Annotated in this window: 12 protein-coding genes and 3 pseudogenes; 13 read left to right on the forward strand and 2 right to left on the reverse strand. The window is 59.2% G+C overall.

The window, feature by feature from the left end; all coding sequences use genetic code 11:
• Positions 1-7 precede the first annotated feature (7 nt).
• Complete coding sequence (locus tag ACR9ZQ_RS40450) at positions 8-937, forward strand: nucleoside hydrolase (RefSeq protein WP_481430759.1); 930 nt, start codon at positions 8-10, stop codon at positions 935-937.
• A gap of 109 nt (positions 938-1046) precedes the next feature.
• On the opposite strand, the pseudogene ACR9ZQ_RS40455 reads toward ACR9ZQ_RS40450, so the two are convergent.
• Positions 1047-1405 (reverse strand): annotated as a pseudogene (locus ACR9ZQ_RS40455) (SDR family NAD(P)-dependent oxidoreductase); the annotation flags it as partial.
• A 285-nt stretch (positions 1406-1690) separates the two neighbouring features.
• Here ACR9ZQ_RS40455 and ACR9ZQ_RS40460 point away from each other — a divergent pair.
• Positions 1691-1774, forward strand: a pseudogene (locus tag ACR9ZQ_RS40460) (gamma-glutamylcyclotransferase); the annotation flags it as partial.
• Between the two features lie 24 nt (positions 1775-1798).
• On the opposite strand, the gene ACR9ZQ_RS40465 reads toward ACR9ZQ_RS40460, so the two are convergent.
• Positions 1799-2698 (reverse strand): LysR family transcriptional regulator, encoded by a 900-nt coding sequence (locus tag ACR9ZQ_RS40465; RefSeq protein ID WP_481430760.1) that lies wholly within the window; start codon positions 2696-2698, stop codon positions 1799-1801.
• Between the two features lie 119 nt (positions 2699-2817).
• Between ACR9ZQ_RS40465 and ACR9ZQ_RS40470 the strand changes: the two genes are divergently transcribed.
• The 11 genes and pseudogenes from ACR9ZQ_RS40470 to ltrA all read left to right on the forward strand — a co-directional run bounded on the left by ACR9ZQ_RS40470 (position 2818) and on the right by ltrA (position 14119).
• Complete coding sequence (locus ACR9ZQ_RS40470; protein WP_481430761.1) at positions 2818-3750, forward strand: VOC family protein; 933 nt, start codon at positions 2818-2820, stop codon at positions 3748-3750.
• Between the two features lie 175 nt (positions 3751-3925).
• A complete protein-coding gene (locus ACR9ZQ_RS40475) occupies positions 3926-4834 on the forward strand; it encodes a LysR family transcriptional regulator (protein WP_481430762.1) in 909 nt (302 codons plus the stop codon).
• 723 nt (positions 4835-5557) lie between these two features.
• Positions 5558-6247 carry a hydrolase gene (locus tag ACR9ZQ_RS40480; RefSeq protein WP_481430763.1) on the forward strand — a complete coding sequence of 230 codons (690 nt, stop codon included), beginning with the start codon at positions 5558-5560 and terminating at the stop codon, positions 6245-6247.
• A gap of 69 nt (positions 6248-6316) precedes the next feature.
• Positions 6317-6604, forward strand: coding sequence for a XapX domain-containing protein (locus tag ACR9ZQ_RS40485; protein ID WP_112853634.1), 288 nt, complete (start codon positions 6317-6319; stop codon positions 6602-6604).
• The gene (locus ACR9ZQ_RS40490) at positions 6604-8586 is read left to right on the forward strand and encodes an amidohydrolase (RefSeq protein WP_481430764.1); all 1983 of its coding nucleotides are present in this window, start codon (positions 6604-6606) and stop codon (positions 8584-8586) included. The genes ACR9ZQ_RS40485 and ACR9ZQ_RS40490 overlap by 1 nt, the downstream gene beginning before the upstream one ends.
• Positions 8587-8747: 161 nt before the next feature.
• Positions 8748-9191 carry a DoxX family protein gene (locus ACR9ZQ_RS40495; protein WP_192732051.1) on the forward strand — a complete coding sequence of 148 codons (444 nt, stop codon included), beginning with the start codon at positions 8748-8750 and terminating at the stop codon, positions 9189-9191.
• Entirely contained in the window at positions 9188-10786 is a 1599-nt protein-coding gene (locus ACR9ZQ_RS40500; RefSeq protein WP_481430765.1) for an MFS transporter, read from the forward strand. The genes ACR9ZQ_RS40495 and ACR9ZQ_RS40500 overlap by 4 nt, the downstream gene beginning before the upstream one ends.
• 166 nt (positions 10787-10952) lie before the next feature.
• Positions 10953-11630, forward strand: a complete 678-nt coding sequence (locus ACR9ZQ_RS40505) for a YoaK family protein (protein ID WP_481430766.1) — start codon at positions 10953-10955, stop codon at positions 11628-11630.
• A gap of 51 nt (positions 11631-11681) precedes the next feature.
• Complete coding sequence (locus tag ACR9ZQ_RS40510; RefSeq protein ID WP_481430767.1) at positions 11682-12107, forward strand: DUF1622 domain-containing protein; 426 nt, start codon at positions 11682-11684, stop codon at positions 12105-12107.
• A gap of 33 nt (positions 12108-12140) precedes the next feature.
• A pseudogene (locus ACR9ZQ_RS40515) lies at positions 12141-12266 on the forward strand (LLM class flavin-dependent oxidoreductase); the annotation flags it as partial.
• 374 nt (positions 12267-12640) lie between these two features.
• A complete protein-coding gene (gene ltrA, locus ACR9ZQ_RS40520) occupies positions 12641-14119 on the forward strand; it encodes a group II intron reverse transcriptase/maturase (RefSeq protein WP_481430768.1) in 1479 nt (492 codons plus the stop codon).
• Position 14120 lies beyond the last annotated feature (1 nt).

The following is a 14120-nucleotide window of genomic DNA, read 5'->3' on the forward strand; positions in this document are numbered from 1 at the left end:
TTCTGACATGCCGACCCCTATTCTCTACGATTGCGATCCCGGCCATGACGATGCGATCGCCTTGGTGATGGCGCATCGTTCACCCGATATTGAGCTCATTGGTGTGACAACCACCTGCGGCAATGCCGAGCTTGAGAAAACCACCTCGAATGCCATCCGCGTCCTCGACTTCATCGGCGCAAGCAACGTGCCAGTTGCCGCCGGCTGCGTGCGCCCGCTTGCCCGCCCCTTGGTGCTTGGTACCGCGGACGGCCCGAGCGGGCTCGAAGGCTCGCCCTATCTGCCTCAGCCGCAGCGGGAAGCGATCGCACAGCACGCTGTCGATTTCCTGGCGGAAAAGCTCACGGCAGCACCCGAACCGATGATCGTGGTCGCGACCGGGCCACTCTCCAATTTGGGTCTTCTTGTGCTCAAGCATCCGCGAGTCCTTCCGAAGATCAAGGAACTGATCTGGATGGGAGGCGTCTTCTATCGCAAGAGCGAAATCATCACGTCGACTGAATTCAATGCCTTCTGCGATCCCGAGGCGGTTAAGCTGGTGCTCGACAGCGGCGTGCCAATCACCATGGTCGGGCTCGACGTGACCATGCAGGTTCTGATCGAGGCGCCGCAATATGCGGAACTCGCCACCATCGACACGCCGCTCGGTCAGTTGGTCATGGACTGGCTTCGGTTTTACGAGAAGCTTCACCGCAACTCCATGGGGGTCGGCGGCGCCATGCACGATCCGCTGGCCCTGGCGCTCGCCATTGATCCTACGCTGGTGCGGACCCGCCCCGCGCATATCGGCGTCGATCTTTCCGGCACCTATGCTTTCGGCGCGACTGTCGCGGATTTCTGGAAGGAGCGGGGCGAGCCTGATAATGCTCGGATTGCCTATGAGGTGGATGCGGATCGATTCTTCAAGTTGATGTTTGATCTGTTGCGTGACCCATGATCGGGGCGGTAGCCGTCTACAAGATTGGGTGAGAGTCCCTCAAGGCGAGGACAGTGTGGCAGCACTTTAGCCCCGCCATCGCGAGGTACGTTGCGAGATTGCTCACTTATCAGAAACGCTCGCCGACCATTTCTTCGCTCTTGCTCCACAGGGCCTTGGCCCGCTCGGCGTCGAGTGCATAGGCGCGGACACCCTCGCTGATGCGGCTGGCGGGGTCCACCGTCACGGTCGCGACATGGCAATTCTCGTAGTAGAGTCCGCCGACCTCGTCAGCGGCAGCAACAATGCCGGCCCATACGGACGTAGCAGCAACCTGCGGGATGGACTTCAGCTCATAGGGGGCTTGCCTTCGGCTGCGAGTTCCTCGTTGATCTTGCCAACTATCGCCTCCAGTGTTCCGTCATCCAGATGACGGGTGAGTTCCGTGCGGATGCCGCCGGGATGCACCGCCGTCGCGCGCACACCCCGCGCCACCATCCACGAGCAGCGCATCCGCGCAAGCGCGAACGCTTGCCAGCGATGCCAGGTCGAGTTCGATGAGGTCGAGGCTGCCGCCATTAGGGGTTAGAACAAGATTAGTGCGAAATCGTACGCTAGCCGAATTTGTGCATAATTTCCGTAGTTTGCGCCTTGTGCTGAATATAAAGTTCTAGGCGGAAATGCTATTTAGGGCCTAGTTTTGGAACGAGTATCGATCTCGATCATCACTTTCTCGGCTATACGTACGATTTCGCACTAATCTTGTTCTGCCCCCTTCAAGCCGAAGGCATCCGCGACCGAAACCTCTGGAACCTGCAAGCGCTGGTCGCCGCCGAGATCACCGCAAAGCAGCACTGACCTGGCGGGCGGGGTGGCGTGACGTCAATCAAGCATGACCATCTGAGCCGCCACCTGCTCCTCGAAGAACTTCGAGAAAGAGGCGATGCGTGGAGGCAGCGCCTGATAGGGCGGGTAATACAATGTCAGCCACAGATCGGGCGGCGCCCAGCCCTTGAACACATGCACGAGGCGCCCGGTCCGCAAATGCTCTGAGACGTGGAAGTTTGGCAGCATGGCAACACCTGAGCCGTCGGCGGCCATATCGGCGAGCACCTCGCCATTGTTGGCGCTGAATGCCCGGCCCGCCGAAATTGTCATGCTTGAGCCGCCGTCGGACAGAACCCAGTTCTCACGCCGGCTTTCGCCGCTATAGGCCAGGCAGTCGTCCGGCGTCAGTTCGTTCGGATGCTGCATTTCCACGAACCGGCTTCCCGGTGCGGCAACGAGAATGCGCGGCACGACACGAATCTTCCGCCAGATTGTGAACTTGTCCGATGGCTGGGAAGAGATGCGGATCGCCAGGTCGTAGTCGTCATCAACGATATTCACGAGCCCGTCGGACAGTGAAATCTCGAAGCTCATCTTCGGATATTTTTCCTTGAAGCCCGACAGGATCGGCGGCAATACGGCCTTGCCGAACCATGTGGGGGCGCTGATGCGCAGCCTTCCCTGGTCCGCCTTATGGGCATTCATCACATCGCGGCGCGCGTCTTCGAGCGTCTTCACCGCCGGCTGTATCTGGGCGGCGAAGATGGCACCATCTGTGGTCAGGGAAACCTGGCGCGTCGTCCGCACGAACAGCTGCACGCCGAGCTCGGCCTCCAGTGCCGCTATGGCGCGGGTGACGGCCGCCGGCGTCATATCGAGTTCGCGCGCCACCTGGGCGAAATTACGCTTCTCCGCAGCAAGCAGGAAGGTTCGAAGAGCTTTGTAATCGTTCATGTCATTGTTTCCAAAATAGCAACGCAATCGAAATGAATATTGCAATTCTCTGAGTTGATCAATCCGCCTAAATATTCGTCAACAGCGAAACACTAACGTTGACACTGAAAGGCAAGGACATGATCAGGGATATCAAGGGACTGCATCACGTAACCTCGATGGCCTCGGATGCAAGGCAGAACAACCGCTTCTTCACCGACACGCTGGGCCTGCGCCGCGTCAAGCAGACCGTGAACTTCGACGACCCGAGTGTCTACCACCTGTACTACGGCGACGAGAACGGTTCCGCAGGCACCGTCATGACCTACTTCCCGTTTCCCAACATGATGCTTGGACGGCCGGGCGTCGGCGAAGTCGGCGAAACGCAGTTTTCGGTTCCCCAGGGCTCGCTGAAGTTCTGGCAGGATCGCTTCGTCGCCCAGGGCGTCGACGGTCTGGAAACGGACACCGTCTTCGGCGCCAACAGACTGCGCTTTATGGGTCCAGACGGAGACAGCCTTGCACTGATTGAATCGGCCGATGACGTCCGCGCGCCATGGCTGGCGGACAGCATTCCAAGCGATGCAGCGATCCGCGGCTTTGCCGGCGCGCGCTTCAGCCTGCATGATGCGGCCGCGACCGAAGAGCTTCTCGGTTTTATGGGTTACCAGCGAGCCGGGAAGGAGCGTGACGTCACCCGCTTCATCATCCCCAACGGAAACGGCGCGGATACAATCGATATCGCAGCTCTGCCAAAGACGCCGTTTGCCCGTCAAGGTGCCGGTTCGGTCCATCATATCGCGTTTGCGGTCGACAACCGCGAAAAGCAGCTTGAGGTTCGCAAGGCGCTGATGGACACCGGTTATCAGGTCACGCCCGTCATAGACCGCGATTATTTCTGGGCAATCTACTTCCGCACGCCCGGTGGCGTGCTGTTCGAGATCGCCACCAACGAGCCGGGCTTCAATCGCGACGAAGACACGGCTCACCTTGGGGAAGCGCTCAAGCTACCGGACCGATATGAAGCTTTTCGCGACCAGATCCAGGCCAACCTCGAGCCACTGGCAGCCTGACCATGGCATTAACTGGGGCTTCTCGATTTCGGGACGCCGCATGTCGACCCAGGCGGCACCATGAGGCTTTTGCAACGACGATTTTCAGACATTCGAATACGCCTGATATGCTGTGCAACAATCGATAGTTAAGCCCCAAGAACATTTGCACGCATAACTTCGATGGAGAGATGCAATGGATCAATTGGGAGCTATCAGAGCCTTTGTTCGCGTGGTCGAAGCCGGATCGTTTGCAAAGGCTGCAGACACGATGGGTGCGCCACGATCGACCGTGAGCAAGCTTGTTCAGGATCTTGAGGCAAACCTGAGCATCAAGCTGCTCGAACGCACCACACGTTCAGTCAGCGTGACACCTGAGGGCGTTGCGTATTGCGAGCGCGCTATCCGCCTGATCGCAGATTTCGATGAAATGAACAATGAGGCGACCCGTGGGCGCCTTGCTACCAGGGGAAAACTTCGGGTTGACGTGGGAGGAACCTTCGCCAATACGATTCTGATCCCTCGGTTGCCAGAATTTTACGCGCTCTATCCAGAGATCGAGTTGCATCTTGGTGTAACCGAACGTCAGGCCGATATCGTCGAAGAGGGCATAGATTGCGTCATTCGTGCCGGCGATCTGCCCAGTGCATCTCTTGTTGCGAGGAAGTTATGCAGCGTTGAGAGCGCAACCCCGTCCTACCTTGAAAAGCACGGCGTGCCAGCTTTGCCATCAGACCTGCAGCGTGATCATATTTTCGTGCAGTACTTTTTCGCACGCAGCTTGAAAGCTGCACCTGTTCGATTGATGAATGGTGACGAGAAAGTCGAAATCTATAGCCCCATCAGGCTCTCCACCAGTGATGCGACGGCGCATTTGCATGGAATATTAGCAGGACTGGGTATTGGACAGACATTCGAATTCTTGGCACGACCGCATATCGCTCGTGGCGCACTGGTCCCAATCATGAACGATTGGGCGCCACCACGTTATCCTGTTCACATAGTCAGGCCAGCAGGCCGGTTTCCAAGCATTAAGTATCAGGTATTTGCAGACTGGGTCGCGGGCGTGTTTTCTGCCTATGACGATGGCACCGCACCGGCCTGATCGCTTTATCCATATCGATGGATAGTTACTCCACAACGACGGGCTTCTCCACTCTCTCCTTTGAAGATATTTCCCACGGCTGATTTGATCCGTCGTCGGACAGCGCGGACTGGGTGATGGCCCTTTCCTGTATGGGAGGTGCCGTGACATGGCACTCGCCTCCTTGTTCGACATAAATCGATCTCTGAATTTGGAGCAACGCCTGTTGAGAGCAAGTAGAAGACAAAGTAATCGCGATATGAGTCCCTGCGCGTATAGCGCATTCACCATCTAGTCGCGTCAATGCTCAATGGCAGACCGGCAAGCATTTCGCGGCTCACACGCTTCTCTCCTGTTGTCCACGGGCTGTCTCTCCCCAAGCGAAATCAGCCAAATCGCTCCACGCCGAATAGCATGAACAGCGACCCTGCAGACTACCTGAGGGACGCCAGTCCAGATGGAATTTTCCTGAGCAAATCCTGGACCGAATGGTCGCGTAGCGCAGCCTCGCGCGACGTCTGGAGGTCAACTGAACGCCAGTGTAATTGTTGCGATAAAGGCAACTCATTCGCAACTAATATTGCAATTTTGCACAAGCGCAAATCACACTACTTTTCCTTTCAGCAACCGAGGCAACGAGTGAAGGGAAGCATCGGTTTCCACCCACTCAGGGCCCTCTCACAGGCCCTGCCCAATTTATAACCCGCCGCATTCGCGGTCCAAACACCCGAAGAGGAAAATCTCATGTCCAAGCTCGAAGTCCTGACCCCCGCGAACAGCCAGCTCATCTTCATCGACCAGCAGCCGCAGATGGCGTTCGGCGTCCAGTCGATCGATCGCCAGGTACTGAAGAACAATGTCGTCGGCCTCGCCAAGGCCGCCAAGATCTTCAACGTCCCCACCACGATCACCACGGTCGAGACGCAATCCTTCTCGGGCAACACCTTTCCGGAACTGCTTGCCGTCTACCCGGAGAACGATATTCTCGAGCGCACCTCGATGAACTCCTGGGACGACCAGAACGTCCGTGACGCGCTGGCGAAGAACGCCGCCGTGGGCCGCAAGAAGATCGTCGTCTCCGGTCTCTGGACCGAGGTCTGCAACACCACCTTCGCACTCTCGGCCCTGCATGATGTTCCAGATTATGAGATCTACATGGTCGCGGATGCTTCCGGCGGCACGTCCTCCGACGCACACAAATACGCGATGGACCGGATGGTTCAGGCAGGCGTGATCCCGGTCACCTGGCAGCAGGTCCTGCTCGAGTGGCAGCGCGACTGGGCTCGCAGGGAAACCTACGATGCTGTCACCACCCTCGTGAAGGAGCATTCCGGCGCATACGGCATGGGCGTCGACTACGCCTACACGATGGTTCACGGCGCAGAGGAACGCGTCAAGCACGGCAAGCGCATCGGCCCGAACCCCGCCAAGTAAGGGCCTGCTGATCAGGCCGCTCCGATAACCCCGTCGGAGCGGCCTTTCTCTAACCGTGGAGGGCATCCCGTGAAAATCTATCTTCTTTCTCTCGGTGCAGGTCTGCTTGTGGGCATCGTCTACAGCCTCCTGAACGTCCGCTCGCCGGCTCCGCCTGTCATCGCCTTGGTCGGCCTTCTCGGCATTCTCGTCGGTGAACAGATCATCCCTTTCGCAAAGACCTTGTGGAGCAGGGAGCCAGCAGCCGTTTCATGGCTTCATCAGATCAAGCCGCACATGTTCGGCCACCTGCCTAAGGGCGGCGATCTTATCGACCTCGCCCATCAGGCGGAGGCGAAAGCGGAGGAGCGGAGCTGATGACGACTCGTCGATCCTTTCTTGGGGGCGCGTCGAGCCTGGCGTTCTCGAACCTCTTCTCCCCGGCGAAAGCCGCCGATCCCAACCAGACCGGAGTAGACACCATGCATCCCGACCTGATCCTCCACAACGGCCGCGTGACGACCCTCGACCGGACCAATCCGAACGCCACGGCGATCGCCATCAAGGATGGCCTGTTTCTCGAAGTCGGATCCGACAGCGAGATTATGGCGCTGGCTGGTGCCAACACGAAGATCGTCGACCTCAGGGGCAAGCGCGTCCTGCCGGGTCTGATCGACAACCACACCCACGTCGTGCGCGGCGGCCTGAACTACAACATGGAACTGCGCTGGGACGGCGTTCGGTCGCTCGCCGATGCGATGGACATGCTGAAGCGCCAGGTGGCGATTACGCCCGCGCCGCAATGGGTGCGCGTCGTTGGCGGCTTTACCGAGCATCAGTTCGCCGAAAAGCGCCTGCCGACGATCGAGGAGATCAATGCGATTGCTCCCGATACCCCGGTCTTCCTGTTGCATCTCTACGACCGGGCACTCCTGAATGGCGCGGCCCTGCGCGCCGTCGGCTACACCCGCGATACGCCGAACCCTCCCGGCGGCGAAATCACGCGCGATGTCAACGGCAACCCGACTGGCATGCTGCTCGCGAAGCCGAATGCGGGCATTCTGTATTCGACGCTCGCCAAGGGGCCAAAGCTTCCTCTGGACTACCAGGTCAACTCGACCCGTCACTTCATGCGCGAACTGAACCGCCTCGGCGTGACAGGCGTGATCGATGCGGGCGGGGGCTTCCAGAACTATCCAGACGACTACGAGGTCATCCAGAAGCTCTCCGATAAGAACCAGATGACGGTGCGTCTGGCCTACAACCTCTTCACCCAGAAGCCCAAAGAAGAGAAACAGGACTTCCTGAACTGGACGCAGTCGGTCAAATACAAGCAGGGCAACGACTACTTCCGCCACAACGGTGCCGGTGAGATGCTCGTCTTCTCGGCTGCCGACTTCGAGGATTTCCGCCAGCCCCGTCCGGAAATGGCTCCGGAAATGGAAGGCGAGCTGGAAGAGGTCGTCCGGGTTCTCGCCGAGAACCGCTGGCCCTGGCGCATGCATGCCACTTATGACGAGACCATCTCCCGCGCCCTCGATGTATTCGAGAAGGTCAACAAGGACATTCCGCTCGAAGGACTGAACTGGTTCTTCGACCATGCCGAAACCATTTCGGATCGCTCGATCGACCGCATCGCCGCACTCGGTGGCGGCATCGCCACGCAGCACCGCATGGCCTACCAGGGCGAATATTTCGTCGAGCGATACGGTCACGGCGTGGCCGAGGCTACGCCGCCGATCAAGCGCATGCTCGACAAGGGTGTGAATGTCTCCGCAGGCACCGATGCCACCCGCGTCGCTTCCTACAATCCGTGGGTCTCGCTGTCGTGGATGGTCACCGGCAAGACTGTCGGCGGTATGCAGCTCTATCCGCGAGCCAACTGCCTCGATCGCGAGACGGCGCTACGCATGTGGACCGAAAAGGTCACATGGTTCTCGAACGAAGAGGGCAAGAAGGGTCGTATCGAGAAGGGCCAGTTTGCCGACCTCGTGGTGCCAGACAAGGACTTCTTCTCCTGCGCCGAGGACGAGATCTCGTTCCTCACCTCGGAACTGACCATGGTCGGCGGCAAGATCGTTTATGGCGCGGGCGACTTCAAGACGCTCGACGAGAACGACATCCCGCCTGCGATGCCCGACTGGTCTCCCGTACGCAAGTTCGGCGGTTACGCGGCCTGGGGCGAACCCGAAGGCGCAGGCGCGCGCTCATTGCGCCGCACGGCGATCTCCACATGCGGGTGTGCCAGCGATTGCGGCGTGCACGGCCACGATCATGCCGGTGCTTGGACATCTAAGCTTCCGATCGCCGACCTTAAGGGATTCTTCGGCGCTCTCGGCTGCTCCTGCTGGGCGGTCTAAACTCAGCTTTGCGCTCGGGCGGCCACGCTGCCGCCCGAGCATTTCAAAAACCGCAATTAAATCGAAACGATTGCTGCAATTGTTGGTAAGTCGGTAACCAGCCAATATCGCTCCATCAAACGCAGCCGCTCGATCAGATCGGCGAACATGCAGGAGCAGATATGACCCACCAATCCCATATGTCGAATCCAGTCCGGAGCAGTCTGGCACGCATCGTCGCTTCTCCGGTCACGCGAACCGTGTCGCTACTTGCGCTCTGCGCCGCCTACATTCAGGGCCCGCTCACCAAGATCTTCGATTTCAACGGCGCATTGGCCGAAATGGACCACTTCGGTCTCCACCCAGCCGCCTTCTTCGCAGTTGCCGTCATCGTGTTCGAACTTGCGGCTTCAGCCATGGTGGTCTCGGGCTTCCTGCGTTGGGCAGGCGCCCTGGCGCTGGCTGGCTTCACACTTCTCGCGACCTTCATCGCTCTCCGCTTCTGGGAGATGGCGCCCGGCATGGACCGCATGATGGCAACCAACGCCTTCTTTGAACATGTTGGCCTCGCTGGCGCATTCCTCTTCGTCGCCGCATTTGACCTCGCCAAGGGAGCAGGCAAATGAGCGCTGCAAAAGCATCCGGCGGAACCTTCGCGCCGCTCGCACAGCCTGTGTTTGCGGTTCTCTGGATCGCCACTGTCCTTGGCAATACCGGAAGCTTTATGCGCGACGTCGCAAGCTCCTGGCTGATGACGGATCTTTCGGCATCGCCGGCCGCGGTCGCCATGGTCCAGGCGGCCGGAACCCTGCCGATCTTCCTGCTTGCCATTCCTGCGGGCGTTCTGACCGACATCCTTGATCGCCGCAAGTTCCTGATCGCCGTCCAGCTCCTGCTGGCGTCCGTCAGCATCTCACTTATGGTCCTGTCCCAGACGGGCATGCTGTCGATCAGCGCGCTGATCGGTCTGACCTTCCTCGGCGGCATTGGCGCTGCTCTGATGGGACCGACATGGCAGGCCATTGTCCCCGAACTGGTCAAACGCGAGGATGTCAAGAGCGCCGTAGCGCTGAACTCGCTCGGCATCAACATTGCTCGTTCGATCGGGCCTGCCGCCGGTGGTCTGCTTCTTGCCGCTTTCGGGGCGGGGATCACCTATGGTGCTGATGTTGCCAGCTATATCGTTGTCATTGCTGCTCTCGTTTGGTGGCCGCGTGCAAAGAACGCCAACGATGCGCTTCAGGAAAACTTCTTAGGCGCCTTCCGCGCAGGCCTTCGTTACACCCGCTCCAGCAGGCCGTTGCATGTGGTGCTTCTGCGTGCCGCCATCTTCTTTGCTTTCGCCAGTGCCGTCTGGGCACTTCTTCCGCTCGTTGCCAGGCAGTTGCTCGGTGGCGATGCCAGCTTCTACGGCATCCTGCTTGGTGCGGTTGGAGCTGGTGCGATCGGTGGTGCGCTGATCATGCCAAAACTGCGCGAACGCCTGACTTCCGACGGCCTTCTACTCGGTGCGGCTCTGATCACCGCAGCCGTCATGGGCATCCTGTCACTCGCCCCGCCGAAGATCGTTGCTATCATCGTTCTTCTGTTTCTCGGGGGCGCATGGATCACTGCCCTGACAACGCTCAACGGCGCGGCCCAGGCTGTTCTTCCCAACTGGGTGCGTGGTCGCGGCCTTGCCGTCTACCTCACCGTCTTCAATGGTGCGATGACTGCCGGGAGCCTTGGTTGGGGCGCAGTCGGCGAGGCTGTTGGTATCCAATCGACCCTGCTCATCGGAGCCGCCGGGCTGCTTGTCGCCGGGTTCATCATGCACCGCGTGAAGCTTCCTGCAGGCGATGCCGACATGGTCCCGTCCAACCACTGGCCCGAACCACTTGTTGCCGAACCCGTTGCCCATGACCGTGGTCCGGTTCTGATCCTGATCGAATACAAGGTCGAGAAACAGCACCGCAGCGCCTTCCTGCACGCCATCGATCATCTTTCCAACGAACGCCGCCGCGATGGCGCCTATGGCTGGGGTGTTACCGAGGACTTGGCTGACCCGGAGAAGATCGTCGAATGGTTCATGGTGGAATCCTGGGCTGAACATCTTCGCCAGCACAAGCGGGTCTCCAATGCCGACGCCGACCTGCAGGGCAAAGTGCTGACCTACCATGTCGGTCCCGAGAAACCTGTTGTCCGTCACTTCCTGACGATCAATCGGCCTGGTGCCGCATAACGAAAACGGAAAGGGCAGGGCGGCTTCGGCTGCCCTTTCCATTATGTCGCCTGGCGCAATGAATTCGACACAATTGATGCAATTGCGAGATCCAACGGTCAGCGGCAAAACTCAGGTGCCGTGCGAGACACGGAATACGGCAACAGCATCAATCGAGGTCACGATCATGAAATCTCCTTCCCTCCCCACGCTCCTGAGCTTCAATGCCGGTTATGTCGACACACTCGGTTTCCTAGCGCTTTCCGGGCTGTTCACCGCCCACGTCACTGGAAACTTCGTGACACTGGGCGCCACGTTGGCGCACGGTCTGGACGGAGCACTGTCCAAACTCCTGGCACTACCGATGTTCTGTCTGGTTGTCTTTGTGTCACGACTGGTCTGCCTGATACTTCAAAGTCGGGATCGCTCACCGATCCGGCCAATGCTGGTCGTCAAGCTGCTACTGTTCGTGGGAGTTGCTGCCTACGCACTCTATCATGGCCCGTTTCGGGCTGAAGAAGGCGCCGTCACGCTGACGGTCGGCATGGCCCTGGTCTCGGCGATGGCTATTCAGAACGGGCTTCACAAGGCGCATCTGTCGAAAGCGCCGCCTTCCACGCTGATGACCGGCACGACCACACAGATCATGCTCGATCTCGCGGACATTCTGGCCGATCCGAAAGCCGACGAAGTCGTAACAGCGAAAGCACGGGTTAAAAAGATGGCAGCAGCCGTCGCGACCTTCGCCCTCGGCTGCGGTGTCGGCGCTGTCGGTTACATGTACGCTCCCGCAGCGGCGTTCAGCTTTCCTGCGATACTTGCCACGGTCGCGCTCTTTGCAAGCAGCGCAGGTGCCGAGTCCTGAAACCCGACAGCCCCTCCGATATTGATCCGTCGAATTTTAAAGGACACCACTATGGACATCGATATTGAAACAGGCGGTGTCGCCAGCCTGATCGCCCCTATTCTGAAACCGCTTGCGACCGGGTTGGAATTCTTCGGCGTGGGCGTGATTTTGGTCGGCGTTCTGATCGCCACCATCGGCTACGCGCGTGATGTCTTCTCTACCGAGCAACGCGAGGCTTACGAACGCTACCGCGCCAATCTCGGTCGCGGAATCTTGCTCGGCCTGGAGATCCTGATAGGTGCGGACATCATCGCCACCATAATCGCTCCCCTTACGTGGGAAAGTGTCGGACTTCTTGGCCTGATCGTGCTTATCCGGACATTTCTCAGCTTCTCCCTGGAAGCCGAGATCGAAGGCCAGTGGCCGTGGACGAAGAACTCGATGCCGGGCCCACAGACCCATTCGCCATCGTCTTCGCTGCCCGACGGGCGCTGACATCCTTCAATTGCATCCGATCGGAAACCGACCATGACAAAAGCTCTCGAATTCGGCCTTGATACATTCGGTGACGTGACCACCGGCGCCGATGGGCAGCTGCTTCCCCAGTCGCAGGTGATCCGCAATGTCGTCGAGGAGGCGGTTCTCGCCGACAAGGGGTCAGAACAAGGTGCGCCGGTAGAAACCGGCAAGGAGTAGATGGTGAAAGTCCATTGCAATGAAGGAGTAGCGATTCACATTGACCCCGAGTCATGCGCGGTCAGCCGTGAGGCTGGGCGTGAAGCGTTGACAGGGGAGCGTGTAGGCCAGCCATTGAACCGCGAAATTGACGCTTCTCGGGTGCCGACGTTCGTCTTGTGTATGGAAGGCAATATGAATCGGTGCGACAGCGCGAGTGTCGATTCAACCCGGCGTGGTCTGAGACCCTGGCATGCACGGACGCTCCTTGCGCGGGAACCGGGAGACCTCGGGATTGGCCAGAGTGGGATGCCACTGCTGGTCCGCATCGGGAAGGCGAGGAGCCGAATCCGGTGAAGAACGATCTCGAGGAGTCAGATCCTGCCATAGTAGCAACGAAGCTTGCGAACAACGCCGGAGTATCGGTGGCGGAGCAAGGGGAGCCAAGGGCAGGAACCAAGGGGAATGCGGATCAGCAAAGCACGCGCCGGGCACAGGACCGGGAAAGTGTGTCCCATGCGCTGGACCGCATACGGAATGCTGCAAGGCAAAGGAAGAAGGAGAAGTTCACCGCTCTCTTCCATCACATCAATCCAGAGATGCTGAGGACGGCGTTCCACGCACTCAAGCGTAACGCAGCCCCCGGCGTGGACGGACAAACGTGGCGAACCTACGAAGCAGACCTCGATCAAAGGATCGTGGACCTGCATAGTCGGGTTCAACGGGGAGTGTATCGTGCTCTTCCGGCCCGGCGGACGTATATTCCGAAGCCAGACGGACGGCAGCGACCGATCGCAATTGCCGCCCTTGAAGACAAGATTGTCCAGAGGGCGACGGCGACGGTGCTGAACCAAATCTACGAGGAGGACTTCCTCGGGTTCAGCTATGGGTTCCGACCAGAGCGCGGCCAGCATGATGCGCTGGACGCTCTGTTTGTCGGAATCGAAACGCGGAAGGTGAGCTACATTCTGGACGCCGACGTTGCGGGCTTTTTCGACGGCGTCAGCCAGGATTGGCTGGTCCGTTTCGTGGAGCACCGCGTCGGTGACAGGCGCATCATCCACCTGATCCGCAAATGGCTCAGGGCGGGTGTTCTGGAAGACGGGATCGTTACTGTAGGTGAAAGGGGAACGGGACAAGGATCGGTGATTTCGCCGCTACTTTCCAACATCTACCTGCACTACGTCTTTGATCTTTGGGCCGATCGTTGGCGACGACGTGAGGCCACCGGCGACGTGATTATCGTGCGCTACGCGGACGATATCGTGGTTGGCTTCGAACACGAAGCCGATGCCCGGCGTTTCCGGGACATGATGCGGCAACGGCTGCAGGAGTTTGCGTTGCAACTCCATCCGGAAAAGACCCGACTGATCGAGTTTGGCCGCTATGCGGCTCAGGCCCGCAGCAGGAAAGGGCTTGGCAAACCGGAGACGTTCAACTTCCTCGGTTTTACGCACATCTGTGGCAAAACCCGGCATGGCCGGTTCCAGATCCTCCGGAAAAGCCGGAGGGACCGCAGAATGGCGAAGCTGACGGAGGTCAAGAATGAGTTGCGACGGCGCATGCATTGGCCCATCCCAGAGCAGGGACGATGGCTGAAGCAGGTGCTTGCTGGCTACTATGCCTATCACGCTGTACCGACCAATTTTCGGTCGCTCGGCGCCTTTCGCGACCGCATCATCAGGCTCTGGGCTCAGACGCTTCGGCGGCGGAGCCAGAGACATCGATTGATCTGGGAGAGAATGATACGGCTTGCCAATGACTGGCTCCCGCGCCCCCGGATCCTTCACCCTTGGCCGCGTATACGCTTCGCCGTCAAACACCCAAGGTAGG

The organism is Rhizobium sp. KNZ14-9A (assembly GCF_056755015.1).